The organism is Micromonospora sp. WMMD882, assembly GCF_027497255.1.
Lineage (GTDB): Bacteria > Actinomycetota > Actinomycetes > Mycobacteriales > Micromonosporaceae > Micromonospora.
The window spans coordinates 6,052,515-6,077,412 of sequence record NZ_CP114903.1 but is presented as its reverse complement, the minus strand read 5'-3'; the positions used below and the strand labels follow the sequence as shown (position 1 = coordinate 6,077,412).

The 24,898-nt window shown below is 74.0% G+C and carries 23 protein-coding genes and 1 pseudogene; 11 read left to right on the top strand and 13 right to left on the bottom strand.

The features are described from left to right. The gene (locus tag O7606_RS26280) at positions 1-3,843 is read right to left on the bottom strand and encodes a non-ribosomal peptide synthetase (RefSeq protein ID WP_281596670.1); all 3,843 of its coding nucleotides are present in this window, start codon (positions 3,841-3,843) and stop codon (positions 1-3) included. Between the two features lie 269 nt (positions 3,844-4,112). Further along, positions 4,113-4,910 carry a serine protease gene (locus tag O7606_RS26275; protein WP_281596669.1) on the bottom strand — a complete coding sequence of 266 codons (798 nt, stop codon included), beginning with the start codon at positions 4,908-4,910 and terminating at the stop codon, positions 4,113-4,115. Positions 4,911-5,179: 269 nt separating this feature from the next. Here O7606_RS26275 and O7606_RS26270 point away from each other — a divergent pair, with 269 nt between their 5' ends. Both O7606_RS26270 and O7606_RS26265 read left to right on the top strand, forming a co-directional pair. Next, positions 5,180-7,207 carry a hypothetical protein gene (locus O7606_RS26270; protein ID WP_281596668.1) on the top strand — a complete coding sequence of 676 codons (2,028 nt, stop codon included), beginning with the start codon at positions 5,180-5,182 and terminating at the stop codon, positions 7,205-7,207. 59 nt (positions 7,208-7,266) lie between these two features. Further along, the gene (locus O7606_RS26265; RefSeq protein ID WP_281596667.1) at positions 7,267-7,533 is read left to right on the top strand and encodes a hypothetical protein; all 267 of its coding nucleotides are present in this window, start codon (positions 7,267-7,269) and stop codon (positions 7,531-7,533) included. A gap of 190 nt (positions 7,534-7,723) precedes the next feature. Here the strand turns inward: O7606_RS26265 and O7606_RS26260 are convergent, their stop codons facing one another. After that, complete coding sequence (locus O7606_RS26260) at positions 7,724-8,278, bottom strand: hypothetical protein (protein ID WP_281596666.1); 555 nt, start codon at positions 8,276-8,278, stop codon at positions 7,724-7,726. A 106-nt stretch (positions 8,279-8,384) separates the two neighbouring features. Between O7606_RS26260 and O7606_RS26255 the strand changes: the two genes are divergently transcribed. After that, positions 8,385-8,720, top strand: a complete 336-nt coding sequence (locus tag O7606_RS26255; RefSeq protein ID WP_281596665.1) for a hypothetical protein — start codon at positions 8,385-8,387, stop codon at positions 8,718-8,720. Between the two features lie 39 nt (positions 8,721-8,759). Here the strand turns inward: O7606_RS26255 and O7606_RS26250 are convergent, their stop codons facing one another. The 3 genes from O7606_RS26250 to O7606_RS26240 form a co-directional block, all read right to left on the bottom strand. Beyond that, positions 8,760-9,227: a ribose-5-phosphate isomerase gene (locus O7606_RS26250; protein ID WP_281596664.1), complete on the bottom strand. Its 468-nt coding sequence runs from the start codon at positions 9,225-9,227 to the stop codon at positions 8,760-8,762. A gap of 144 nt (positions 9,228-9,371) precedes the next feature. After that, positions 9,372-10,574 (bottom strand): DUF1015 family protein, encoded by a 1,203-nt coding sequence (locus tag O7606_RS26245; protein WP_281596663.1) that lies wholly within the window; start codon positions 10,572-10,574, stop codon positions 9,372-9,374. 86 nt (positions 10,575-10,660) lie between these two features. Then, on the bottom strand, positions 10,661-11,281 hold the full coding sequence (locus O7606_RS26240) for a disulfide bond formation protein DsbA (RefSeq protein WP_281596662.1): 621 nt from the start codon (positions 11,279-11,281) through the stop codon (positions 10,661-10,663). A gap of 212 nt (positions 11,282-11,493) precedes the next feature. Here O7606_RS26240 and pepN point away from each other — a divergent pair, with 212 nt between their 5' ends. Then, a complete protein-coding gene (gene pepN / locus O7606_RS26235; RefSeq protein WP_281596661.1) occupies positions 11,494-14,043 on the top strand; it encodes an aminopeptidase N in 2,550 nt (849 codons plus the stop codon). Positions 14,044-14,127: 84 nt separating this feature from the next. Continuing rightward, positions 14,128-14,343, top strand: coding sequence for a hypothetical protein (locus O7606_RS26230; protein WP_281596660.1), 216 nt, complete (start codon positions 14,128-14,130; stop codon positions 14,341-14,343). Positions 14,344-14,419: 76 nt separating this feature from the next. On the opposite strand, the gene O7606_RS26225 is transcribed toward O7606_RS26230, so the two are convergent. The 3 genes from O7606_RS26225 to O7606_RS26215 all read right to left on the bottom strand — a co-directional run bounded on the left by O7606_RS26225 (position 14,420) and on the right by O7606_RS26215 (position 16,281). Beyond that, positions 14,420-14,827, bottom strand: a complete 408-nt coding sequence (locus tag O7606_RS26225; protein WP_281596658.1) for a DUF5130 family protein — start codon at positions 14,825-14,827, stop codon at positions 14,420-14,422. Then, on the bottom strand, positions 14,814-15,101 hold the full coding sequence (locus tag O7606_RS26220) for a hypothetical protein (protein ID WP_281599890.1): 288 nt from the start codon (positions 15,099-15,101) through the stop codon (positions 14,814-14,816). The genes O7606_RS26225 and O7606_RS26220 overlap by 14 nt, the downstream gene beginning before the upstream one ends. Positions 15,102-15,378: 277 nt before the next feature. Then, positions 15,379-16,281 (bottom strand): tryptophan 2,3-dioxygenase family protein, encoded by a 903-nt coding sequence (locus tag O7606_RS26215; RefSeq protein WP_281596657.1) that lies wholly within the window; start codon positions 16,279-16,281, stop codon positions 15,379-15,381. A 144-nt stretch (positions 16,282-16,425) separates the two neighbouring features. Between O7606_RS26215 and O7606_RS26210 the strand changes: the two genes are divergently transcribed. From O7606_RS26210 to O7606_RS26200, 3 genes are all read left to right on the top strand, one after another. After that, positions 16,426-16,869: an Lrp/AsnC family transcriptional regulator gene (locus O7606_RS26210; RefSeq protein ID WP_281596656.1), complete on the top strand. Its 444-nt coding sequence runs from the start codon at positions 16,426-16,428 to the stop codon at positions 16,867-16,869. A 127-nt stretch (positions 16,870-16,996) separates the two neighbouring features. Then, positions 16,997-17,542, top strand: a complete 546-nt coding sequence (locus tag O7606_RS26205; protein ID WP_281599889.1) for a hypothetical protein — start codon at positions 16,997-16,999, stop codon at positions 17,540-17,542. Between the two features lie 6 nt (positions 17,543-17,548). Then, a complete protein-coding gene (locus O7606_RS26200) occupies positions 17,549-18,490 on the top strand; it encodes a class F sortase (protein ID WP_281596655.1) in 942 nt (313 codons plus the stop codon). A 53-nt stretch (positions 18,491-18,543) separates the two neighbouring features. Here the strand turns inward: O7606_RS26200 and O7606_RS26195 are convergent, their stop codons facing one another. Then, positions 18,544-19,080 (bottom strand): HNH endonuclease, encoded by a 537-nt coding sequence (locus O7606_RS26195; protein WP_281596654.1) that lies wholly within the window; start codon positions 19,078-19,080, stop codon positions 18,544-18,546. Between the two features lie 390 nt (positions 19,081-19,470). Between O7606_RS26195 and O7606_RS26190 the strand changes: the two genes are divergently transcribed. From O7606_RS26190 to O7606_RS26180, 3 genes and pseudogenes are all read left to right on the top strand, one after another. Further along, positions 19,471-20,517 (top strand): mechanosensitive ion channel family protein, encoded by a 1,047-nt coding sequence (locus tag O7606_RS26190; protein WP_281599888.1) that lies wholly within the window; start codon positions 19,471-19,473, stop codon positions 20,515-20,517. A gap of 248 nt (positions 20,518-20,765) precedes the next feature. Then, positions 20,766-21,971: pseudogene (locus O7606_RS26185) on the top strand (MFS transporter); the annotation flags it as partial. 472 nt (positions 21,972-22,443) lie between these two features. Continuing rightward, a complete protein-coding gene (locus O7606_RS26180; protein WP_281596653.1) occupies positions 22,444-22,869 on the top strand; it encodes a globin in 426 nt (141 codons plus the stop codon). 117 nt (positions 22,870-22,986) lie between these two features. On the opposite strand, the gene O7606_RS26175 is transcribed toward O7606_RS26180, so the two are convergent. The 3 genes from O7606_RS26175 to O7606_RS26165 form a co-directional block, all read right to left on the bottom strand. Beyond that, positions 22,987-23,577: a YbjN domain-containing protein gene (locus O7606_RS26175; protein WP_281596652.1), complete on the bottom strand. Its 591-nt coding sequence runs from the start codon at positions 23,575-23,577 to the stop codon at positions 22,987-22,989. A 131-nt stretch (positions 23,578-23,708) separates the two neighbouring features. Further along, positions 23,709-24,443: a hypothetical protein gene (locus tag O7606_RS26170; protein ID WP_281596651.1), complete on the bottom strand. Its 735-nt coding sequence runs from the start codon at positions 24,441-24,443 to the stop codon at positions 23,709-23,711. Next, positions 24,440-24,895 carry a thioesterase family protein gene (locus O7606_RS26165; protein WP_281596650.1) on the bottom strand — a complete coding sequence of 152 codons (456 nt, stop codon included), beginning with the start codon at positions 24,893-24,895 and terminating at the stop codon, positions 24,440-24,442. Before O7606_RS26165 ends, O7606_RS26170 begins: the two co-directional genes overlap by 4 nt. Positions 24,896-24,898 lie beyond the last annotated feature (3 nt).

The following is a 24,898-nucleotide window of genomic DNA, read 5'->3' as shown; positions in this document are numbered from 1 at the left end:
TCACCCGGCCGGCAGCGGCGTCCGGTCGCCGCCGTGCCGTTCCTGCGCGGCCAGCCAGCCGCGGTAGGCGTCGATCGACGGGGTCAGGTCCCCGTCGGTGAGGCCGTGCCGTCGTTCGAGCCGCTCGCAGCCGTCCCGCCGGAACAGCCGGGGGTTGTCGGTGAGCAGCGTGCCGAAGACCGCCCGGAGTTGCTCCTCGTCCGTGCCGAGGCGGGTCGGGAAGAGCGCGAGCAGCGCGGCGGCGTCCCGGTCGCCGTCGGTGACCGCGTCCCGCAGCGCGGCGAGGAACTGGGCGCAACTGACCCGGGGCACCCGGTCGCCGCCGGCCGGCAGCTCGGTGAAGTCGACGCTGGTCGGGTGCAGCAGGTGCATCGGGCGGCCCCAGGCGCTGCGGTCGGTGACGGTGGCGACGATCCGCCGGGCGGCCCAGTCGACCGGCGTCCAGTCGGACCGCACGGGCGCGTCGGGGCGCATGCCGAGCCGGTGGCAGGCGGCCAGCAGCAGATGGGTGAGGGCGTGCCGGTTGGGCGTGCCGTTGTCGGCGGCGGGCAGCACCTCGCCGAGCCGGAGCAGGGTGACCGTCGCGCCCCGGCGGCGGGCGGCGGTCAGGTACCGCTCGGCCACCCACTTGGAGCGGCTGTAGCCGCTGCGCGGCGGCACCGCGACCGCCGGGTCGTACGTCTCGGACAGGGGCAGACGGTGCCGGGCCGCCTCGGTGTCCAGCACGCCGAGGGTGGAGACGTGGTGCAGCGGCTTCGGGCGGCCCTGCGTCGCCAGGGCGAGCAGCTCGGCCGCGCCGCGTACGTTGGCCGCCCGGTGGGCCCGGTAGTCGAAGAGGAAGTTGACCAGCGCGCCCACGTTGAGCACCAGGTCGCAGTCGTCGGCCAGGCGCGTCCAGGCGCGCTCGGCCAGGCCGAGGGCGGGGCGGGCCAGGTCGGCCGCGTGCCCGGTGAGCCGGTCGGCCAGCCCCGGCGTCCACAGGCCCCGGTCGGCCAGGGCGCGGACCACCCGGCCGGTGGCCTCGGTGTCGTCGGCTGCCCGGGTGAGGCAGTGCACCCGCAGGTCGGTGCCGGTGAGCAGCTCGTGCACCAGCCGGCTACCGACGAAGCCGGTGGCCCCGGTGACCAGCACGGCGCGCAGCTCACGGCGCGGGTCGGCGGCCCGGACGACCAGGTCGGCGGGGAGCCGGGCGTCCCGTTCGACCAGCTCCGCCTCCGGTTCGACGGGCGCCCGTCGCCGCCGGGCGAGCAGCGCGGCGAGCCGGTCCGGGGTCGGCTGCTCGAAGAGGTCCTGCACGCCGAGCGGGACGCCGTGTTCGGCGGCGAGCGCGGTGGTGACCGCGACGGCCTGCAACGAGTCACCGCCGACGGCCAGGAAGTCGGTGTCCGGGGTCAGGTCCGGGTCACCGAGGACGGCCCGGAACACGGCCAGCACCGTCGCCGGCAGGGTGTCGCCGCCCCGGTCGTCGGCGAGCCGGGCGGCCCGGTCGCGCAGCGTCCGGTCGAGCCGGGCCTGCAACGCCCGCCGGTCCACCTTGCCGTTGCGGGTCAGCGGCAGGGCGTCCAGGACGACCAGGTGCCGGGGGACGCTGGTGCGGGGCAGCAGTTGGCGCAGGTGCTCGCGCAGGACCGGCTCGGGCAGCGCGTGGTCGGCGGCGACGAACAGGGCCAGCGAGCGGCTGCCGCCGTCCCGGGCGACGATCACCTTGGCCTGCCTCACGCCGGCCAGCCGGGTCGCCGCGGTCTCGATCTCGCCGGCCTCGATACGGACCCCGTTGACCTTCAACTGGAAGTCGCGCCGCCCGACGAAGTGCAGCCGGCCGTCCGGGTCGAGCCGGCCGAGGTCGCCGGTGCGGTACAACCGCCGGCCGGGGATCTCGGGCAGCGGGTTCGGGACGAACACCTCGGCGGTGCGGCCCGGCGCGTCCCGGTAGCCCGCGCCGAGGCAGACGCCGCCGACGACGATCTCGCCGACCGCGCCGGGCGGCAGCGGACGCAGGTCGGCGTCCACCACCGCCGCGAAGCAGTTGTCGATCGGTCGGCCGATCGGGATGGTGTCGCCGTCGGCCGGGACGACCGGGTGGAAGATCATGCCGATGGACGTCTCGGTCGGCCCGTACCCGTTGGTGACCGCGATCGCCGGCAGCAGCTCACCGAGGCGGTGCACGGTGGACGGGTCGATCTCCTCGCCGCCGACGATCAGGTGCCGCAGGGTGGCGATCCCGCGGCGGGCGTCGGGGTCCCGGTCCACCATGGCCACCAGCAGACCGAGGATGCTGGGCACGAAGTCGGTGATGGTGACCCGTTCGGCGGCGATGACGTCGACGGTGCGCGCCACGTCCAGGAAGCCGCCCTGTTCCGGCACCACCACCCGGCCGCCCGTGGTCAGCGGCCAGAACAACTGCCACACCGAGGAGTCGAAGGTGTGCCGGCTGTTCTGCAACACCACCTCGTCCCCGGTGGCCTGGAACCAGCGGGTCATGAACCGGAACCGGTTGGCCAGGCCGTCGTGCCGGTTCATCGCGCATTTCGGGGTGCCGGTGGTGCCCGAGGTGAAGATCCCGTAGATCAGGTCCGCCGGCGCGATGGGCACGGCGGGCCGTGCCGGGGTGGGTCGGATCCGGTCCAGCGACACCGGTTCCGCCGGGAACCCGTCGGGACCGGTCGGGTCCGCCGGCCCGGCGCCGACCACGACCAGGCGGGGGCGCAGCACCGTCAGGGCGGCGCGCAGCCGGTCGGCCGGCCAGCCCGGGTCGAGGGGTACGAACGCCGCGCCGAGCTTCATCGCGGCCAGGTACGCCACCGGCAGTTCGAGTCCGTCGGCGAGCAGCACGGGCACCACGTCGCCCCGGGTCACGCCCCGGTCGGCGAGGGTCGCGGCGAAGCCGTTGGCCAGCTCGTCGAGCTGCCGGTAGGTGAGCCGGCGGTCCCGGAACGACACGGCGGGCCGGTCGGGGCCCCGGTCGACGCACCGCTCGATCAGCGTCGGGATCGCCTCGAACGGCGCGTCGTCGACCGGCCGCCCGGCCAGCCGGCCGAGGGTCAGCGCCCGGGTGGCCGGGCCGACCGCCGAGGCCCGGCCGGACGGCAGCAGCGGGTCGGCCAGCAGCGCGGCGAACACCTCGGCGAACACCTCGGCCACCGCCGGCACGCTCACCGACCACGGGTCGGCCGGGGCGCACCGGACCACCACGGAGACCCCGTCGGGGGTGGCCGTCGCGCTGACCAGGACCGGCACGGTGGCCAGCTCCGGGGCGGGCTCCTCGTCGAGCAGCACGACCAACGGCCCGGCCCCGCCCGGCTCGCCGTCGGCGGTCCCCGCGTCGACGCCCCCGGCCGGCGCGGCCAGCGCGGGCGCGACGGACACCGGCGCGACGGACACGGGCGCGACGGACACGGGCGCGACGGACACGGGCGCAACGGACACGGGCGCAACGGACACGGGCGCGACGGCGGCGGCGGGCACGGTGACGGCCGGCACGACGGACACCGGCGCGACGGCGGCGGCGGGCACGGTGACGGCCGGCGCGACGGACACGGACACGGACACGGGCGCGGTGGCGGCGAGCGGGGTGGCGTGGTGGCGGACGGCGGCGCGGGCCCGGTCGCCGGGCAGGTGGCGCAGGGCCGTCGGCCAGTCCGACAGGTCCAGGGCCGCCGTGCCGGAGAGCACCCGGACGGGCAGCTCCCGGCCGAGGCGGTCGACCAGCTCGACGGCGGCCAGCGCCGCGGCGGCGGCGCGGTCCCCGTCGTCCCGGATCCCCGCCCGGGCGGCCGTGTAGCGGTAGCTGAGGCCGGCTGCCGAATGGACCGGTATCGCCGAGCCGGTGTCCCCGGTTCTCATGCCGTCCCCCCACGTCCCGCCCGTCGGTGGCGCGGACGTCGACGTCGACCGTGATCGATCGACATCACCGACCGCTGCGCAGGGACACTAGAGCAGTAATTGAAGCATTGGAATATGTAACTTTCCGTGACGGCATTGCCGGAGATGGAATGTCCAGGTCATCCGGCAGATGCGGGACCGGGCGCGCCGGCGACCCGGTCGACGCAATTCCGTCGACCGGGTCACCGGCGTGGGGCGGGCCGGCGCGGACGTCCCGCGCCGACGGTCCGTCAGCCGCCGAGGCTGGCCGCGGCCGAGGCGATCGCCGAGGCGAAGTAGCTCACCTGGGTGTAGACGCCCGGGTAGTTGGGGCGGGCGCAGCCGTTGCCCCAACTCACGATGCCGACCTGGATCCAGGCGTTGGCGGCGTCCCGGCGGAACATCGGGCCGCCCGAGTCACCCTGGCAGGTGTCGGTGCCGCCGCTGGCGTACCCGGCGCAGATCTCCTCGGCCGGGATGAGGTCGCCACCGTAGTTGGCGTTGCAGGTGGCGTCGCTGACGAACGGCACCTGGGCCTTGAGCAGGTACCGCTGCTGCGCGCCACCCTCCCGCGCGGCGCCCCAGCCGGCCACCGTGAACGTGCCGCTGTCGTACGCGGTGCTGGTGGCGATCTTCAGGTTGGGCAGCGAGGTGACCGGGGTGGCCAGCCGGATCAGCGCCCAGTCCTTGCCCGAGCCGTTGTAGCCGGGGGCCCGGTAGACGTAGTTCGACCGGACCGTGATCCGGCTCGACGACTGGAGGTCGACCGTGCCGAGAGTGGCGGTGATGCTGGTGTTCGAGCCGGTCCGGCCGACGCAGTGGGCGGCGGTCAGCACCAGGGTCGGGCTGTAGAGCGAGCCGCCGCAGCCCATCGAGAGCCGCACCATCCACGGGAACTCGCCCTGGGCCGCCCGGGTGCCACCCACCACGTACGGGGTCACGTCGGCCTGGGGCTGGGCGACGGCCGGGGCGGCCACCACGAACGAGCCGACGGTCACCGCTGCCAACGCGGTGGCCGTACGGCGGAGGAAACTGCGCCAACGTGCCATGGGGGGGCCTCCCGGACCTGACCGGCGCGCCTCGTGGGGCGACGCCGGAACGACGATGCCGGGAGCCTACGTTTAGAAATCGACGCTAGGCAATAGACTGCATGTATTCCGAATCCGTCATACCACGATCCATCCGCCCCAACCTTCCCGCTCGACGCGAACTACATTTGTGTTTCACATTGACCTTGATCTTTACAAGGTGTGTGCTGTCCGTAACCCACCGGCAACCCCTCCCGGAGGCATCCGTGCACCCACCAGAAGCTCGTCGCGTGCTGCGGTCGGCGTTCCTCGCCCTGCTGCTCGCCGTACCCACCGCCGCCGGGCCCGCTCCCGCCGCCGCGGCCGGGCCCACCACAGCGGCCGGACCCGCCGCCGCGCCGGACGCGCAGTCCGCCGAGGGCTGCGACCCGGTCGACCCGGCCGCCTGTCTGCTGCCGTTCCCGAGTGACCTCCACACGGTGGCCGACCCGACCACCGACACCGGAATCCGGGTCGCCCTGGACCGCTCCGTCATGCCGAAGAACGTTTTCGGCGTCGGCATCGACCCCACCGACTGGAACCGCAACGACGGATTCTCCCCCGGCGCGATGCTGCTCACCCGGGTGCCCGGGCTGGACCCGACGGTCACCGGGCTCGCCCCGTCCACCGACATCGGGCGCTCGCTCGCCCCGGACGCGCCGATCGTGCTGGTCAACACCCGCACCGGCGAACGGCACCCGTACTGGGCCGAGCTCGACGCCAACGCGGCCGGCGCCCCGGACCGGCAGGCGTTGGTCATCCGGCCCGCCCGCAACCTCGACGAGAACACCCGGTACGCGGTCGGCCTGCGCCACCTGCGCACCGCGACCGGCGCGCCGATCCCCGCCTCGGAGCTGTTCGTCACGCTCCGGGCTCCCGCTCCCCCGGCCGACCCCGCGCTACGCCGCCGGTGGGAGTACGCGCAGCGGGCGGTCGGCGCGCTGGCCGCCGTCGGCGTCGACCCGGCCAGCCTCCACCTGGCCTGGGACTTCACCGTGGCCAGCGAACGCAGTCTCACCGAACGGATCCGGCACCTGCGCGACGAGGCGTTCGACCGGCTGGGCGCCCGGGCGCCGGCGGTGACCGTGGACACCGTCACCGACCACGGCCCCGACCAGGACCCGGACATCCGCCGCCAGGTCACCGGGACGGTACGGGTGCCCAGCTACCTGGACACGCTGTTCGGCCCGCCCGGGGCCCGACTGCGCTACGGCCCCGACGGGCTGCCCGAGCAACGCGACCTGAACACCCAGGTGGCGAAGTTCCACTGCAACATCCCCCACTCGGCGACCGCCGCCACCCCGGCCCGCCCCGCCCTGTACGGCCACGGCCTGCTCGGCTCGCCCACCGAGATCGACTCCCGCAAGCTCAAGCAGTACGCCCGCGAGTCGAACACCATGCTCTGCGCCACCGCGTGGATCGGCATGGCCAGCGGGGACATCCCGAACGTCGTCCGCTCCCTGGCCGACTTCTCGCAGTTCGGCTCCATCCCGGACCGGACCCAGCAGGGCTTCCTGAACTTCCTCTGGCTCGGTCGGGCGCTGATCCACACCCGCGGCGGCGTCACCGGCCTCGACGCGTTCCGGGACGCCACCGGGCCGCTGAGCCGGGCCGGCGACGGTCAGCTCGTCTACCTCGGCAACAGCCAGGGCGGGATCCTCGGCGGGGCGCTCTGCGCGGTCGCCACCGACTTCACCCGCTGCTCGCTGGGCGTGCCGGCGGCCAACTACTCCACCCTGCTGGACCGCAGCGTGGACTTCGACGAGTTCCACCCGGTGTTCCACACCGCGTACCCGGACCCGATCGACAGGCAGCTCTGCCTGGCGCTGGCCCAGATGCTCTGGGACCGCGGCGAGGCCAACGGATACCTGCGCCACCTCACCGCCGACCCGCTGCCCGGCACCCCGGCCAAGCGGGTGATCATGATCGAGGCGTTCGGCGACCACCAGGTGGCCAACGTCGCCACCGAAGCGCAGGCCCGCACCATCGGGGCCCGGCTGCGCACCCCGGCCCTGGCCGCCGGCCGCAGCCCGGACGTCGTGCCGTTCTGGGGCATTCCGGCGGTTCCGGCCCTGCCGTACGCGGGCAGTGTGCTCGTCCCGGTGGACAGCGGCTCGCCCGCCCCGCCGGCCGGCAACGTCCCGCCGCGGGACGGCCTCGACCCGCACGGGCATCCGGCCAACTCGCCGCAGATCCGGGCGATGATCGCGCGCTTCCTCGACTCGGGCGAGCTGGTCGACACCTGCGCGGGAGCGCCCTGCACCGCCCCCGCCGGCTGACCGTCCGACCGGCCCGGGCGGCGGTTTCCGCGTACCGCCGCCCGGGTACCGGACGCGCCATGGAGACGAAGACGGACGCATGGCTGGTCGGTGGCCCCCGGGACGGCAGCGCCCACGACGCGGGCGGCGCGGCCCTGGTGGAGCTGGAGCTCGACGGGCTGATCCACCGGTACGTACGCACCACGAAGCAGCACGACGACGACACCACGGTCTACAACTACGACGGGGCGGTCGCCCCCGACGGAGGCGAACCCGGCGTGGAGGACCCGGCCGCGCGGGTCGCCTCGCCCCGGGCGGACGCCGAGGGGCACGGCGGAAAGCACTGAGCCGGGCCGCCCGGTCGCCTACCGGCGGGGATGAACCGCGGTCGGCCGGGTAAGCCCGGTCGGCCTGGTGGAGGCCGACCACGGTCGCGGCGGACCCGCGACGCCGACGCCCGGGCGGACGGCCGGAAGCCGTCCCCCGGGCGTCACGCTGCCCCGCCGCCGGCGGCGGTGAGCGTCGCGGCGGGCGGGCTCAGCCGCCGGTGATCCAGTTCCAGGCGGACACCACCCACTCGGTCTGCTGCAGGTAGGCGATCCCGACCCCGGCCAGGAAGACTGCGGTCACCGCGTGCGCGCCCCGGGCGCTGCGCCGCACCCGACGTAGCTGGCGCTCCCACACCAGCCGCCCGAGCAGCCGGGACAACGCGAACAGCCCGGCCGCGACCAGGAGCGTCAGCAGGAACGTGACCACCGGGGAGGTGAGGTCCCCCCGGGCGGAGATCGCCCACACGCCCCAGCAGACGAACGCGAACAGCGCGCCTGCGGCGCTCCACTCGGCCCCGTTGCGCCACTGGGCGAGATACCAGCTCAGCGGACGGTTGGGCCCCGCGGAGAACCAGCCGGTCGGCTCACCCCCGTGCAGGTGCTCGTCGTGCTCCACGGTCGGGAACGCCTCGGTACGCCCGGCGCGTGGCCGACCCACCGACGCGACGCCCCGCTGGAAGCCGTCCCGCTGGGGTGGAACCGGGTGGGAGTCCTTCGGCACCTCGACGGTCCGTTCCGCCCACGGCTGTGTCTGGTCTGCCATCTCGTTTCCTCCCTGACGCCGGCCCCGCGGAACGGTCCGTCCCTTCCGAGGGTAGCCAGGCCCCTCATGTCCGCCGCGCGCCCGTCCCCTGCGGTACGGTCGGCTGATGGCGGAGACCGAGCGACGGCGACGGCGGCTGCGACACCCGTCCCCCGGCCCGGAGCGGCCCCGGGCGGGCGCCGCCACGGCCACCGGCGGGGCGCCCGACGCCCCGGCCGCCGCGGTCCGCCGGGGCGGCCCGGAGGAGCGCGACAGTGGCGGCGACCGTGGCCTGCGCGGGCTGGTCGGCTCCGGGACCTCCCAGGTGAGCGTCACCGCTGCGCTGCGGGCCCGTGACGCCAGCCAGCCGACCGGGGCGGACCTCGCCGAGGCCGAGACCCGACTGGTGCTGGTCCGGCGCAACTGGGTGCCCCGGGAGGAGCTGCCCCGCCCCCACCGGTGAGCGCGGCGACGGGGCACGCCCCGTCGCCGGCGGGGTGTCTCAGGGCAGGTCGGGCAGCTTGCCGCCGGTCTCGTACGCGGCCACCTGGCCGATCCGCCGGGCGTGCCGGTCGTTGCCGGAGAACGCGGTGGTGAGGAACGCCTCGACGATCGCCGTCGCCTCGTCCAGGGTGTGCTGCCGGGCGCCGACGGCCACCACGTTGGCGTCGTTGTGCTGCCGGGCGAGCTGGGCCGTGTCGACGTTCCAGGCCAGCGCGGCCCGCACCCCGGGGACCTTGTTGGCGGCGATCTGCTCGCCGTTGCCGGAGCCGCCGATGACGATGCCGAGACTGCCCGGATCCCGCACCACCCGGTCCCCGGTGTGCAGGCAGAACGCCGGGTAGTCGTCGTCGGGGTCGAAGACGTGCGGTCCGACGTCGACCAGCTCGTAGCCCTGTTTGGCCAGGTAGCTGGCCAGGTGCACCTTCAACTCGAAACCGGCGTGATCGGATCCCAGGTAGACGCGCATACCGCGCAGTCTGACAGGCCCCGATCCGCGGCGTCGCCCAGGGCGGCGCCGCGGAGCCGGTTGGTCACACCGGCGGGGGCGTCGACGGGCCGACCCGGGCCCCGCCGGGCAGCCCGACGCCGGTCGGCACGACGGCGCGACGGGTCAGCGCGGCAGCTCCGCCACCACCAGGCCGGCCCGGGCCTTCGGGGTGAACCAGGTGCTCTTGCGGGGCATCTTCTCCCGGGCCAGGTTGACCGCGACGAAGTCGTCCACGGTCACCGGGGCGACGAGGACGGCCAGCTCCGCCCGGCCGGCGTCCACCTCACCGGTCAGCCAGCTCGCCGGGTAGTCCCCGCCGACGTAGGTGATCCGCTTGTCGCCCGGGTCGAGGCCGAGCGCGTCGCGCAGTAGCAGCCGCTCGACCAGCGCGTGGTCGAGGTTCTCCAGGCGTCCGGCCGACCCGTCGTGCGGCAGCGTGACCGCGTACCCCCGGCCGGCGAGCCGGAGATGGACGGTGCCACCGGCCGCCGGCACCTCGACCGGGCCGTCGATCGGGCGCAGTTGCGCGCCGGCCGCGCGGAGCCGGTCGAGCAGCTCGTCGGGCGTGCTGGTCAGCTCACCGACCAGCCGGTTGTACGGCTGGATGGCGACCGACCGGGGTGTGGTGACCACCGCCAGGAAACGCGGGAAGCCGCCCGTCTGCGCGGCCAGGCTGCGGTGGTTGCCGTCGGCCACCACCAGCTCGCCACCGCCGGCGAGGGCGGTCAGCTCGTCCTGCTCCGGGCCGGGGCCGAGCAGCCAGATCGCGTGGGTGCGCCCGGCCTGGTCGGTGTCGGTGGCGGCGGGCGTGCCGGCCGCCTCGGTGGCGGCGGCCAGCCGGGCGTGCAGCTCCTCGCCGGCGCCGGTCTGCAACAGCAGCACCGGCGACAGCAGATGGCCGAGGGTCTCGGCCAGCGCGACCCGCTCCCGGACCTTGGCGATGAAGACGTCCTCGTTGCGGATGACCAGACCCGGCTCGTCCCGACTGGTGGAGATCTGGTCGGTGTCGACCATGGCGAACATGCCGTACGCGGACTCCTCGCCCGGCGCGCTGATCCGGTACAGCACCACCACCTGCTCGGCCGGGGTGTAGCTGCCGTCGGCCTTCGCCTCGGCCAGCCGCGCCGCCGCGGCCGGCAGGGCGTCAAGGAACGACCTGCCCAGACTCTCCGGCGCCCGGTGCGGCATCTCGATGCCGAGGGCACTGTGCGGGTTCGCCCCGATGATCGCGGTGATCTCCGCGTCGTCGGCGAACTCGTCGTAGTTCTGCGCGCCGGTGCCGCCAGTGGTGATCCAGGCCCGGGCGATCGGATGCACGACCGTCATGCCCGCTGACGCTACCGGGTCCACCAGGTGAAAGGAGGGGACCCCAGCCGACGCCCCGGCCGGATCGCGGGTCCCCTCCCCGCCGGTCAGGAGAAGCTGGGCGCCACGTCGCGGGAACGCTTCAGCTCGAAGAAGCCGGGCGTGCCGGCGACCAGCAGCACCCCGTCCCAGAGCCGGCCGGCGGCCTCGCCCTTCGGGGCCGGGGTCACCACCGGGCCGAAGAACGCGACCCGGTCGCCGTCCGGGCCCGGCGCGTGCACGACCGGGGTGCCGACGTCGTAACCGACCGGGTCCATGCCGGCGTGGTGGCTGGCCTTCAGCGCGGTGTCGTACCCGCTGTCGGTGGCCGCCTCGGCGAGCGCCGGGTCCAGGCCGGCGTCGGCCAGCGCCGCGGCGACGGTGCCCGGGTCACGCTCCTGCCCGAGGTGGAACCGGTTGCCGAACGCGGTGTAGAGCTTGCGGAGCACCTCCGGGCCGTGCCGCTGCTCGGCGGCGACACAGACCCGCACCGGCCCCCACGCGCTGCGCATGATCTCCTGGTACTCCTCGGGCAGGTCCCGCCCCTCGTTGAGCACCGCCAGGCTCATCACGTGGAAACGGATGTCCACCGGACGGACCTGCTCGACCTCCAGCAGCCAGCGGGAGGTGACCCACGCCCACGGGCAGATCGGGTCGAACCACATGTCGACGGTGACGCGTTCGGTCACGGTGCATCCCTTCGGACCGGCCACGCCGGCGGCGCGGCGCTTCCCCCCGATCCTCGTACCGACCGCGGCGGCCTGGCAGCAGGAACCCGCCGTGACCTCGGCCACCGGAGGGCCGAGCTGCATGGAAGACTCAATTCCGCTGTCGGTTCCCGCGCGGGACGGGCAAGCTGGCAAGGACGCCGTCAGAGAGTGGGAGACACACAGTGCCGGGAGTGCGTAACCTGACGCAGGTCGAGGCGACCGAACGGGCCCGACTGATCGACGTGACCGGGTACGACATCAGGCTCGACCTGTCGTCGGCGGTGCGACCGGCCGACGGTCACACCTTCAACTCGGTGACCGAGGTCCGGTTCCGCTGCGCCGAGCCGGGCGCGAGCACCTTCATCGAGGTCGCCGCCGAGTCGGTCCGGTCGGCGACGCTCAACGGCGCGCCGCTGGACCTGCGCGAGTGGTCCGCCGAGAAGGGCCTGGTGATCCCCGGCCTGGCCGCCGAGAACACGCTGGTCGTGGACGCCGACTTCGGGTACTCCAACAGCGGCCAGGGCCTGCACCGCACGGTCGACCCGGTCGACGGGGAGACCTACCTCTACAGCCAGTTCGAGACGGCCGACGCGCAGAAGGTGTTCGCCTGCTTCGACCAGCCCGACCTGAAGAGCGTCTACACCTGGCACGCCACCGTGCCGGCGCACTGGCGGGTGGTGTCCAACATGCCGGTGGAGCGGGAGGAGCCCGTCGACGAGGGGCACAAGACCGTCCACTTCACCGAGTCGGCGCGGATGAGCACCTACATCACCGCGCTCTGCGCCGGGCCGTACCACGAGGTGCGGGACAGCCACGACGGCATCGACCTGGGCGCCTTCGTCCGGGCCTCGATGGCGCGGTACCTCGACTCGGACGACCTGTTCCTGATCACCAAGCAGGGCTTCGACTTCTTCCACGAGCACTTCGGGGTGCGGTACCCGCTGCCCAAGTACGACCAGCTCTGGGTGCCCGACTTCAACGCCGGCGCGATGGAGAACTTCGGCTGCGTCACGCACGCCGAGTCGCACTACATCTTCCGCTCCCAGGTCACCGACTACGAGTACGAGCAGCGCGCCAACACGATCCTGCACGAGATGGCGCACATGTGGTTCGGCGACCTGGTCACCATGCGCTGGTGGAACGACCTGTGGCTGAACGAGTCGTTCGCCGAGTGGGCCAGCCACTGGTGCAACACCCACGCCACCCGGTTCACCGACGCCTGGACGACCTTCCTGGCCGTCCGGAAGAACTGGGGCTACCGGCAGGACCAGCTCTCCTCCACCCACCCCGTCTACACCGAGATGCCGGACCTCGCGGCCGTCGAGGTCAACTTCGACGGCATCACGTACGCCAAGGGCGCGAGCGTGCTCAAGCAGCTCGTCGCGTACGTCGGGCTGGAGCCGTTCCTGGCCGGGCTGCGCGCCTACTTCGCCAAGCACGCCTGGGGCAACGCCACCTTCGACGACCTGCTCTCCGAACTGGAGGCCGCCTCCGGGCGCGAGCTGCGCAAGTTCGCCGCCCAGTGGCTGGAGACCGCCCAGGTCAACACGTTGCGCCCGGAGGTGACCGTGGGCGCGGACGGCACGTACGAGCAGGTGGTGGTGACCCAGGAGGCCCCGGCCGGGCACCCGACGCTGCGGACCCACCGGCTCGGGGTGGGTCTCTACGACCTGACCGACGGCCGGCTGGTCCGGCGGGAGCGGATCGAGGTCGACGTGGCCGGTGAGCGCACCGAGCTGACCGCGCTGCACGGCGCCCGCGCGGCGGACGTGCTGCTGCTCAACGACGACGACCTCACGTACGCGAAGCTGCGGCTCGACGCGGCCTCCCTGTCGACCGTGGTGCAGCACATCGCCGGGTTCGAGTCGTCGCTGGCCCGGGCGCTGTGCTGGACCGCCGCGTGGGACATGGTCCGGGACGCCGAGCTGTCCACCCGGGACTACGTGGCCCTGGTGGCCGCCGGGCTGCCGGCCGAGGTCGACGTCAACCTGGTCACCCCGACGCTGCGCCAGGCGGCCAGCGCGTTGACGTTCTACGCCGACCCGGAGTGGGCGCCGACCGGCTGGGCGGAGCTGTCCCGGGCGGCGAAGGCGGCGTTGCGCACCGCCGAGCCGGGCAGCGGCCTCCAGTTGGCCTGGGCCCGGGCGTACGCGTCGGCGGCCCGGTCCGCGGAGGACCTGGCCTGCCTGCGGAGCTGGCTGGACGACACGGACGTGCCGGCGGGGCTGACCATCGACACCGAGCTGCGCTGGACGCTGCTGCACGCCCTGGTCGCCAACGACCGGGCCGGCGCCGCCGAGATCGACGCCGAGCTGACCCGGGACAAGACCGCCAGCGGGGAACGGGAGGCCGCGTACGCGTACGCGCTGGTGCCGACGCCGGAGAACAAGGCCGCGGTGTGGGCGCAGCTCACCGGGGCCGAGGCGCTGCCGAACTGGCGGCACCGGGCCCTGCTCCAGGGTTTCTCGCACCCGGCGCAGGTGGAGCTGACCGCACCGTACCGGGAGCGGTACTTCGCTTCGGTGGCGCAGGTGTGGGCCACCCGGGACAGCGAGCCCGCGCAGGAGTTCACCCAGCTCGCGTACCCGGCGTTCCTGGTGGAGGAGGACACCGTGGCGGCCACCGACGCCTGGCTGGCCGGCGAGGGGCACCCGGCCCCGTTGCGCCGCCTGGTGGCCGAGGGCCGTGACGGCGTGGTCCGGGCGTTGAAGGCCCGCGCCCGGGACGCCCGCAGCGCCTGACCCTTGTGGCGACGTGACCGGGGCGGCGTGGGTGGTGACCTGCGCCGACCCCGGTCGTTACCGTTACGGACGGAGGTGGACCAGATGGCACAGCCGACCTACGAGTGGCATCCGCCCGAGCAGGGCTGGCGCGAGCGGGACCTGCTCGACCTGCCGGCGGACGGGAACCGCTACGAGATCATCGACGGCAGCCTGCACGTGACCCCACCGGCCGGATCCGGCACGGTCGGCCCGGACGACCCGGTCCAGGTGACCGAGCCGTGGCCGATGACCCTCGACCCGTCCGCCTGGCCGCGCTGAGCCGACCGGCCGCGCGTACGACGCGACACCCGGCCCCGCCGTTCGCGGGGGCCGGGTGTCGCGTTACGGGTCGGTGTCAGCCCTTGCCGGCGTGGCTGGCGAGCTGGTCGAGACCGATGATGATCCCGCCGGCCAGGTCGCCGCCGCCGAACGCCGCGACCATGGACAGCGCGGCGAGCTTGGTGTACGTGTCGGGGATCCGCTTGCGGGCCTGCCGGCCGGTGACGATCTCCAACTGGCGCTGGTTCGGCGACACGGCGATCAGCACGGAACGCTCCGGCTCGGCGAGCTGACGGTGCAGCCGCTCGGCGTGCTCACGGGTCGGCTCGTCGAGACCACCGACGAAGACCGAGAAGACCAGGCCGGTGCCCTGGTCGGCGAGGCGCAGCGCCTCGTCGATGCGCAGGAGCTGCCGGGTGGAGAAGGGGCCGTCCAGCACCTCGGGCGGGTTGCCCGCCTCGGTCTGCTGCTCACCAACGGTCACTTGCGCCTCCGGTTCCCCCGGCCGGCGCTTCGATGCCGGCCTGCTCCTGCTTGCGGCTGGTCAGCGCCGGGGCCTGCGCGCCCGCGGCCAGGGCGGTGCCGGCCGAGTCGGCCAACTGCTCCGGGCGGGCGAGGAACCAGACCGGCGTGAAGTCGAAGGGCCGGCCCGGCCGGTAGCGCTTCGCGCCGCCCTGCCCACCACGGCCACCACCGGCGAGAGCCAACCCGGCGATCACCAGCGTCGCCGCCGCCGGGATGCCGACAAAGATCAGCAACGTCTCGGTAACAGACAATCCCAACGCCCCCAGGCGGAAAGAGAGACCAGGCCGACCGGACCGTTCGGACGTCAAGGCGTCGCCCAGATCGACCCCGTCGCTGTTCACGTTAGCTGAGGCCATGGTCCGGCAGCTCGCCGGGTGGCCACCTCGTGGCGGACACGTCACCGCGCCGCGCGGCCGTGCGGGCGCGTCACATCGCCGTGCGGGCGCGTCACATCGCCGTGCGGGCGCGTCACATCGCCGTGCGGGCGCGTCACATCGCCGTGCGGGCGCGTCACATCGCCGTGCGGGCCGACCAGAGTTCGGGGAAGACCACCCGGTCCATGCTCCGGCGCAGCCAGGCGAGCCCGGCCGAGCCGCCGCTGCCCACCTTGGCCCCCATCGTCCGCTGTACCGCCTTGAGGTGCTGGTACCGCCAGTCGCCGAACTCCTCGGCCACCGCCGTGAGCGCCTCGCCGAGCAGCCGGAGGTGGTTGTCCGGCCCGGTGTCGGCGTAGATCTCCACCCAGGCCGCCTCGACCGTGGGATGTGACTCGTGCGACTCGCGCACGTCCCGGTCCAGCAGCTCGGCCGGCAGGTCGAAGCCGTGCCGGGCGAGCAGGGCGGTCACCTCGTCCCACAGGCTCGGCGCGGCCAGGGCGGCCTGGAGCTGCGCGTACGTCTCGGTCTGCCGGCGGAACGGGCGGATCAGCGCCGGGTCGCGCAGGCCGAGCAGGAACTCCAACTGCCGGTACATGGCCGACTGGAAACCGGAGCCCTCACCCAGCAGGTCACGGAACCGGTTGAAGTCCGCCGGGGTCATCCACCGCAGGCCCCGCCAGGCGGCGTTGAGCCCCTCCAGGTGCAGGGCGGTACGGCGCAACGGGGCGAGCGCGTCCCACACCCGGTCGGCGCGCAGCAGCCGGCGGGCCTCACGCAGCTCGTGACAGGTCAGCCCGAAGTACAGCTCCATGATCTGGCTGACCATCAGGAAGGACATCTCACCCGGGTCGCCGCTGAGCGGCTGTTGCAGGGTGTGCAGCGTGCTGGCGTGCACGTACGTGTCGTAGGGCACCCGCTCGGTGAACTCCAGCGTCGGGCGACCACCGTTGCGTGCCGCTCGCGCCACCCGCTGCCGTGGGGTGGCCGGGCGCACCGTGGCGGTCAGGGTGGGCGCCCGCAGGTCCGTCTTCTCCACCTGTGTCTCCCTCCATGAGCCGATAACCTCATGATCCCGCGGTCGGATCCTCCGACGGAATGCCGGAGCAACGGTCCTTCCCCTCCGCCGCCTGTCACGCCGAAGGTCGAACAGCGCAATCGCCTCAGGAAAGGAAAGCCAAGCGTGGACGACATGGACTGGGCGCTGCTACGCGAGTTGCAGGCCGACGCGCGACTGTCGTTCAGTGAGCTCTCCCGCCGGGTGCACCTCTCCCCACCCGCCGTCGCCGAGCGGGTCCGCCGGCTGGAGGAGTCGGGGGTGATCACCGGCTACCACGCCCACGTCGACCTCGCCCGGGCCGGACGCAGCGTCCTGGCCCTGATCAGGATGTCCTGCTACGGCAGCCGGTGCATCCTGCACGACCCGACGGTCGCCCACTGGCCGGAGATCCTGGAGATCCACCGGATCACCGGGGACGCGTGCAGCATGTTGAAGGTGGCGGCCGGCTCGATCGACGCGTTCGAGGCGCTGATCGACCGGCTCGCCCCGTACGGCCAGCCGTCCAGCACCATGGTCCTCTCCACGCCGCTGGGTTGGCGGCCGGTCACCCCGTTCCCCCCGTCCTGACGGCCGCCCGGGTTTGCCGGCCGGGCAGCGGGAATGCAGGGCGGGCGCCCAGCACACCGCCGGTGCCGGGAAGGGGAGGATCATGCGGGCTCACGGATCCGGCCGCGCCGCTTCGGCGGTGGCGGTCATGCTCGCGCTGCTCGGGGCGTTCGTCCTCGCCGCGGGGGCGCCGGCCCGCGCCGGCGACAACGTATTCGTCGAGGTCAACCCGAGCACGGTTCAGGCCGGGAACCGGGTGAACATCCGCGCGAGTTGTGACAACGACAACAACCGCCAGGCGGAGGTCACCTCGGACGCCTTCGGCCGGGTGGTCCTGCGCCCCCACAACGGACGCCCCGACAACGGACGCCCCGACAACGGGCCGGGCGACAACGGCAGCAACGCCGGTCGGGCCGACAGCGGCTTCCTGACCGGCGCGGTGACCGTCCCGGACAGCACCCAGCCGGGTGACTACCCGGTGGACCTGCGGTGCGCGAACGGCAACCGGGCCACGACGGTGCTGACCGTGTTGAACATGACGCAGCCGACCAAGGGCCCGGCCACCGGTGGCGGTGGCGCCGCCGGCGGTCGGAGCACCGGGGCGCTGCTGGTGGTCGGCGGCTTGGTGGTCGCCGCCGTCGCGGCCGGGCTGGGTGTGTTCGGCACCCGCCACGGTCGGCCCGGGAGCCCCTGACCGGGCATGCGTCAGCGTCTGGCGCTGCTGGGCCGGCGAGCGGGACGCGGCCTGGGGCTGATCCGGAAGGTCGCCGGGGAGGCGAGCCGGGCCGGCGTGCAGCTCCTCGACCCTGCCGTCCGGCATGCCCAGGTCGACCCGACCCGGACCCCGACGCCGCCACCGGGAACGCCGCAACCCACGGCCGGAGCGACGGGAGCGCCACCGTCCGGAGCGACGCAGTCCGGAACGGGAGCGCCACCGCCCGGAGCGACGTGGCCCGGAGCGGGGGTGCGGGGCCGGGACGAGCGGCCGGGCCCGTCGCGCCGGTGGCCGGCCCGACGGCTGACCCGCTCCGGCCCGGGGGCGCCGGTGCTGGTGGTCGCCACGCTGATGGCGCTGATCATGGCGATGCTCGGGGTGGAGCACGTCACCGGCACGAGTCTGCTGCCGGAGCGGTTCACCGCAGGGCTGCGCCCACCGCCCCGCAAGTTCCCGGTGATGCCCGCCAGCACGCCGGTCGAGCTGGACATCCAGGCGATCGACCTGCGGGCCCCGGTGCACCACGTCGGCCTCGCCCCGGACGGCACGATCGGCGTGCCGGACGAGCGGCGCGCCCACGAGGCCGCCTGGTACGACCAGGGCCCCACCCCGGGCCAGTACGGACCCGCGGTGATCGTCGGACACGTCGACACCTCGACCGGGCCGGCTGTCTTCCACGACCTGAGACGGCTCCGGGCCGGCGACCGGATCGAGGTGGACCGGGCCGACCGGTCGGTGGCGGTCTTCGAGGTGAACGCGGTGGAACGGTTCGCCAAGGAGCGCCTGCCGGTGGACGAGGTCTACGGCGACTTCAGCCGCCCGAACCTGCGGTTGATCACGTGCGGCGGCCGGTGGGTGGGCGGCCCCACCGGGTACGCCGACAACGTGGTGGTTTTCGCCTCGCTGGTGCAGGCCCGTGAGCCGTGAGCCGGGACCGGCGGCCGGCCCGGGCGCCCGCCGTTCGGGCCACCCCGGCCGACTCAGGCCACCGCCTCGCTCTCCCGCAGGTCGAGCCAGTCCGCCCAGCGGGGGTCGGGGGCCCGGTGACCGAGCACGCGCCACGCGGTGCCCCTCGGGGCGGCCGGCAGCGCGTGCAGCCGCCAACCCAGCTCGGCCGGGGTCTTGTCGCCCTTGGTGTGGTTGCAGCGGGCGCAGGCGGCCACGACGTTCTCCCAGGCGTGCCGGCCACCCCGGCTGCGCGGGAACACGTGGTCGATGGTCTCCGCCGGCCCCCGGCAGTACGCGCAGCGCCCGCCGTCCCGGGCGAAGATCGCCCGCCGGGACAGGCCGACGTGGGTGCGGTACGGCACCCGGACGAACCGGGTCAGCCGGACCACCGACGGCACCGGCAGGGCGTCGAACGCGCTGTGCAGAACACCGTCACCATCGGCCACGCAGACCGCCTTGGAGGTGAGGACCAGGATCGCGGCCCGACGCACCGACACGACACACAACGGCTCGTAGGTGGCGTTGAGGACCAACGCGCCGGAGCCAGTCACGGGTCGTATGTCAGGCATCGTGCTCACCCTCCCGGTGCTTCCGTCGAGCCCGATCGCGGCCGACCCCGGGCAGCACGGCACTGACCGCGGTCGACGCCGGAGGGATCACCGACGTTCCGTGCGCCAATCGTCCCTGATCGGACCCCGGATTGCACGTACTAATCCGGGCCCCCTCCCGAAGCTTTTTCCGGCTGTGCGAGGATGGCCGTTTTCGGACTTGTTGATCAAGCAATGCGCACCGGTCAACTCGTTCGTAGCTCCACCGGTCGGGACGCCCAAGGTCGGGGTCGGGCGACCGAGGACCGGGGCCGGGACCGACGGGGTGGGTCGGGCGGCGGGCCCGCAGCCGGGTGCGGTACGAAGACAGACGTGACCGCCGCCGACCCGACGCCGCTCGCCCTGCCCGGCGTGGCCAGCCCCGAGCCCGAGCTCAGCACCGACTGCCGTGCCGACGCGCTCTGCGCCAACGTCTACGAGATCACCGGCTCCACGTGGTTCGCCGAGGGCAGCTACTGGATCCTGCTCAAGCCGCTGCGGATCGCGCTGATCCTGCTGCTCGCCGTCGTCGCCCGGTTCCTGCTGCACCGGGCGATCAAGCGACTGGTCCGCACCACCAGCGACTCCTCGGTGCCCACCATGCTCAAGCCGCTGCGCGAGCGGATCCCCAGCGCGACCACCGGCCCCGGCGAGTTCGTGCCCGAGCGTCGCCGGCAGCGGGCCCAGGCGATCGGCTCGGTGCTGCGCAGCATGGTCACCGCCTTCGTCTTCGGCATCGCCCTGCTGATGATCCTGCGGGAGTTCAGCTTCGACCTCGCTCCCCTGCTGGCCAGCGCCGGCATCGTCGGGGTGGCGCTGGGCTTCGGCGCGCAGAGCCTGGTGAAGGATCTGATCGCCGGCCTGTTCATGCTGCTGGAGGACCAGTACGGCGTGGGCGACACGGTCGACGTCGGCGAGGCGACCGGGGTGGTCGAGTCGGTCGGGCTGCGGGTCACCACGGTCCGCGACGGCCGGGGGGTGCTCTGGTACATCCGCAACGGCGAGATCGTCCGGGTGGGCAACAAGAGCCAGGGTTGGGCGCTGGTCGTGGTCGACCTGCCGATCGGGTTCGCCAGCACCGAGGAGGCCAGCGCGGTGCTGCGTACCGCGGCGGCCTCGGTGGCCCTCGACCCGGACCTGGCCCCCGAGATCGTGGAGCCGCCGGAGGTGCTCGGCGTCGAGCAGGTGACCATCGACGGCGCGGTGATCCGTACGGTGGTCAAGACGAGCGCCGACGGGCAGTTCGCCGTCGGTCGGGAGCTGCGTCGCCGGTTGGCCGAGGCGCTGGAGAACTCCGGCATCACCGCGAAGATCGCGGCGGCACGTTTCTTCCCCGGCGTACCGGCCGGCGTTCCCGCCCCGGGCCCGACGGCCGGGCCGACCACCGCCCCCACCGGGAGGTCGGGCACCGCCACCTGAGCTGCGGCCGTACCGGCCCACCCGGGCTGACCGTCCACCGAGGGGTCGCGATCCGCGCGGCCCCTCGGGTATCGTCCGTTCGTTCAGTCGGAGATGCGACGATCTATCCGTTCACCCTAGCCAGCCTTCAGACGATCGGGCAGAATCCGGGAACGAGCTCCTCCGGAGCGTGATCACGTCCTCGCTGCTCCGTAGATCTGACGACGATTCCCGGCCGGGCCGCCACGAGCGGCCGACCGTCGGGAACGATGGAGGCCACGGTGTCCGACGAGCGACCCCTCCACGAAGGTCCGGCCACCTTCGGTGAAGTGTTCGCCCAGCGCGAGTACCGGGCCGTCCTGACGGCCACCACCCTGTCCTGGATCGGCGACTACATCGCCAAGGCGGCGGTGACCGTGCTGGTCTACCGGGAGACCCAGTCGGTGGCGCTCTCCGCTGCCGCGTTCGCGGTGAGCTACCTGCCCTGGCTGATCGGCGGGCCGCTGCTGTCCACGGTGGCCGACCGCTGCCGCTACCGGTCGGTGATGGTGAACTCCGACCTGTTCCGGATGGTGCTGGTCGCCCTGGTGGCCGTGCCGCACCTGCCGGTCTGGGCGATCCTCGGTCTGCTCTTCGCCACCACCCTGGCCAACCCGCCGAGCCAGGCCGCGCGCTCCGCGTTGATGCCGGTGATCCTGACCGGCGACAGACTGGTGCTCGGTCTCTCCCTGAACAGCAGCGTGGGGCAGGCCGCGCAGGTGGTCGGGTACCTGCTCGGCGCGATGATCGCCACGGCGAACCCGACCACGGCGCTGCTGGTCAACGCGGCCAGCTTCGGGCTGTCCGCGTTGATCGTGCGGTTCGGCGTCCGGGACCACGCCCGGGTGCTGGCCCCCGAGGCACGCGGATCACTGCTGCAGGAGACCGCGGCCGGGTTCCGGATGGTCTTCGGCACCCCCGTCCTGCGGGCGATCGCGGTGCTGGTGTTCTGCTCGATGCTCTTCTCGATCGTGCCCGAGGGGCTGGCCGGCGCCTGGGCCGGCGAGCGTTCCGCCGGCCGGGTCGACGCCGCCACCACCCAGGCGATGATCATGGCCGCCGCTCCGGTCGGCTTCATCCTCGGCGGGCTGATCATCGGACGCGCGGTCCGACCGGCCCGCCGGGTGGCGCTGATCCGTCCGTTCGCCGTCCTGGCGCCGTTGGTGCTGGTGCCCGCCCTGCTCGACCCCCCACCGGCCGTGGTGGCCGGACTCGTCGCGGTCTGCGGCTTCGCGGTCGCCGGGCTGCTGCCGGTCGCCAACGGGTTGTTCGTCCGGGCCCTCCCGGACGGCTACCGGGCCCGCGCGTTCGGGGTGATGGCCACCGGCATGCAGGTGATCCAGGGGCTCGCCGTGATCGTCACCGGGCTGCTCGCCGACCGCTTCTCCATTCCGAAGGTGGTCGGGCTGTGGAGCGCCGCCGGGGTGCTGCTGATGCTGGTCGTGGTGAGCCGGTGGCCGCGCCCGGCGGCCTTCGACGCGGTCATCGCCGCCGCCCGGGTCGGCGCCGCCACGACCCCGCCCCCGACCGCCCCCGCCGCGGCCACGCCAGCGGAGCCCGCCACCGGGGTCACGCCAGCGGAGCCCGCCACCGGGGTCACGCCAGCGGAGCCCGCCACCGGGGTCACGCCAGCGGAGCCCGTCACCGGGGCAGCCACCCCACCGGAAGCGGCCACCACCGCCCCGCCGGAACCGGCGGCCGAGGCTGCCGCGCCGGCCCGACCCGCCGCCGAGCCGGTCCCGCAGGGTCCCGGGGCGCAGTCGCGAGGCGAGGAGCCGCAGACCCGGGGCGAGGGGCCGCTGGGCGGGCGGTGGTCCGGCGGGGGCACCGCCACGCTGTGACCGAGCCCGCACTGCGGGGGCAGCCGCCGCGCCGACCACGCCCACGGGCACCTGGCAGGATGGAACGGTGACTTCCGCAGGCGATTCCGACCGGACGCAGCCGCCGACGACCCTCTTCGCGGCGATCGGCGGCGAGCCCGCCTTCCGCCGGCTGGTGGACGAGTTCTACGCCGGGGTCGCCACCGACCCGCTGTTGCGCCCGATGTATCCCGAGGAGGATCTCGGCCCGGCGGCGGAGCGGCTGACCCTGTTCCTGATGCAGTACTGGGGCGGCCCGAACACCTACTCCACGCAACGTGGCCACCCCCGGCTGCGGATGCGGCACGCCCCGTTCCGGATCGGCGCGGCCGAGCGGGACGCCTGGCTGCGGCACATGCGTCAAGCGGTGGACACGCTCGACCTGCCGCCGGACCTGGCGACGGCGCTGTGGGACTACCTCGAACGGGCCGCGTACTTCATGGTGAACGCGATGGAGGATCCGGCCGTACGCTGAGCGCCCGGCGTCTCGGCGCGGACGGGCCGCCGGGTGACCCGGCGGCGGCCGGCCGGAACGTGTCTCCGGCCGGCATCGCCACGCGCCGTCTCCCGCGCCCTCGGCGCGGGTCACGCCTCAGAGCAGGGCGCCCTCGTCGTGCAGCCAGTCGACGAAGTTCGTCGCGACCGCCGCGCCGCAGTCGAGCACCTCGACCAGCAGCGCGTCGTGCACCCCCGCGCCCAGCGGCACCTGGAGCTCCGCGTAGATCGGCAACTGACCGCGTTCGGTCGGGTCACCGATGTACGCCTTGCAGAACCGGCGGGTGTGGTTCCACTCGTTGACCACCCGGTAGGCCCGGTCGGCCCAGTCCGGCGGCACGGTGGCGTGCGGACGGGCCCGCATCACCAGGATCTCGTCCTCCGGCCCCTCCAGCGTGACCAGCACCGCGTGCCGCTCCCACATGGCCAGCAGGTTGCCGTCACCGTCGGCGAGATAGCGGACGTCGAGCAGGTCGAGCGCCTCGCAGACCCGGCCGAGCGTGACCGGCGCGACGGCCGCCGACATCTCCTTGTTGCGCACCGGCCGGTCGGCGGCGGCGAGACAGTCGTCTCCCGGCTCGCGTGGCGCCGGTGGTCCGACTCGGACGGTGCCTTCCACTGTGATCCCACTTCGACTGTCCGGTTCGCCACCACTGGCGTGACCGGGGCGCCATGACCACCACGGCATCGCTCGTGCACCTCACTCCCCAGCGGATCCGGACGCCTACGGTGCGTTGGACCCGAGGATGGACGGTACCCGGACAGCCGGCATGAAGCACCCCCCCAACGCCAGCCCCGGGACGGAAGAAGGAGCCCGGGTCATCCGTTCGGATGATCACCGGACGGTTTTATGAGAAGATCTGCCACTTTCTGCCACCATACGCCGCCGTACGGTGCCACGAGACCGACCCAGCGATTCGCCAGCCGTACCTGGACCTCCGCCGGGGCGTCCCGGCCGGCGGCGCCGAGGAAACCCATCCGGACGACCCCCTGGACCAGCCGCTGGGTCACCTCGACCCGCTCCCCGCCGTCCCCGGTGACCACCACGGCCACGTGGTCGAGCAGGGCGTCCCGGATCGCCCGCTGGCCGACGGCCCGACCCGCCACGCCGTGCGTGGCGGCGGCCCGCAGGGTGCCCGCCGCCGCCTCGGCGACGCGCCGCAGGTCGCCGCCGGGGACCGTCTCCACCACCCGTCCCGGAACGGACGGCAGCGGCCAGCGCCACCGGTCGTCCCGCCGCGGCGGCAGCGCCGCGCCGGCCCGGTCGAGCTCGGCCAGGAGATCGGCGGCGACGACCGTCGCGTCGCCCGGGCCGGGGCCGGTCACCGTGCGGGAGACCAGCACCCCCCACGGCAGCCGACCCCAGAGCGCCGTCCGCGCGGCGGCGTCGAGCGAGCGCAGCCGCACCACCGCCGCCGGGTCGAACCGGGCCAGCCGGGCCAGGAACGCGCCAGCGTCGGCGACCCCGTCCAGGCCGTGCCGCGCCGACGCGCCGGCGTCCGGCGCGACCGCTCCGGCGTACCCGGCTCCGCCCTCGCGCCCCGGCCCGGTCATCCGGGCTCGCCCTCCGACGACGGCAGCGCGTACGTCTGGAGGAAGGTCCGCTCGGCCGGGGTGAGCCGGCGCAGCCGCTTCTCCGCCAGGTCGTACGGCACCAGCACCGAGCGTGCCCGGCTGGCCAGCACCTCCCCGTCGTACAGCTCGTAGCCGATGCTGAAGGAGGCGCTGCGGATCTCCGCCACCCACAGCTCGATCCGGACGGTCGGGGCGGCGTCGGCGGTGGCCCGACCCAGCGCGTAGTCGACCGGACGCAGGTAGTCGATCTCGTGCCGGGCGATCACCACGCCCTCGGCGAACGAGCCGACCCCCCACGCCTTGCCGCCGGCGAACATCAACGCCACCCGGGCCTCCTCGTAGAGGGTGAGGAAGCGCGCGTTGTTGACGTGCCCGTACGCGTCCAGGTCGGACCAGCGCAGCGTGCAGTGGTAGACGAACCGGTCGCTCATGCC

What these genes read in the sequence shown, in the direction of transcription:
- O7606_RS26200 (WP_281596655.1), top strand. Translation starts at nt 17,549, where the DNA reads ATGCGTCAGCGTCTGGCGCTGCTGGGCCGGCGAGCGGGACGCGGCCTG.
- O7606_RS26230 (WP_281596660.1), top strand. Translation starts at nt 14,128, where the DNA reads ATGGCACAGCCGACCTACGAGTGGCATCCGCCCGAGCAGGGCTGGCGC.
- O7606_RS26165 (WP_281596650.1), bottom strand. Translation starts at nt 24,895, where the DNA reads ATGAGCGACCGGTTCGTCTACCACTGCACGCTGCGCTGGTCCGACCTG.
- O7606_RS26265 (WP_281596667.1), top strand. Translation starts at nt 7,267, where the DNA reads ATGGAGACGAAGACGGACGCATGGCTGGTCGGTGGCCCCCGGGACGGC.
- O7606_RS26255 (WP_281596665.1), top strand. Translation starts at nt 8,385, where the DNA reads ATGGCGGAGACCGAGCGACGGCGACGGCGGCTGCGACACCCGTCCCCC.
- O7606_RS26195 (WP_281596654.1), bottom strand. Translation starts at nt 19,080, where the DNA reads ATGCCTGACATACGACCCGTGACTGGCTCCGGCGCGTTGGTCCTCAAC.
- O7606_RS26260 (WP_281596666.1), bottom strand. Translation starts at nt 8,278, where the DNA reads ATGGCAGACCAGACACAGCCGTGGGCGGAACGGACCGTCGAGGTGCCG.
- O7606_RS26245 (WP_281596663.1), bottom strand. Translation starts at nt 10,574, where the DNA reads ATGACGGTCGTGCATCCGATCGCCCGGGCCTGGATCACCACTGGCGGC.
- O7606_RS26175 (WP_281596652.1), bottom strand. Translation starts at nt 23,577, where the DNA reads ATGCCGTGGTGGTCATGGCGCCCCGGTCACGCCAGTGGTGGCGAACCG.
- O7606_RS26250 (WP_281596664.1), bottom strand. Translation starts at nt 9,227, where the DNA reads ATGCGCGTCTACCTGGGATCCGATCACGCCGGTTTCGAGTTGAAGGTG.
- O7606_RS26275 (WP_281596669.1), bottom strand. Translation starts at nt 4,910, where the DNA reads ATGGCACGTTGGCGCAGTTTCCTCCGCCGTACGGCCACCGCGTTGGCA.
- O7606_RS26170 (WP_281596651.1), bottom strand. Translation starts at nt 24,443, where the DNA reads ATGACCGGGCCGGGGCGCGAGGGCGGAGCCGGGTACGCCGGAGCGGTC.
- O7606_RS26205 (WP_281599889.1), top strand. Translation starts at nt 16,997, where the DNA reads ATGCTCGCGCTGCTCGGGGCGTTCGTCCTCGCCGCGGGGGCGCCGGCC.
- O7606_RS26280 (WP_281596670.1), bottom strand. Translation starts at nt 3,843, where the DNA reads ATGAGAACCGGGGACACCGGCTCGGCGATACCGGTCCATTCGGCAGCC.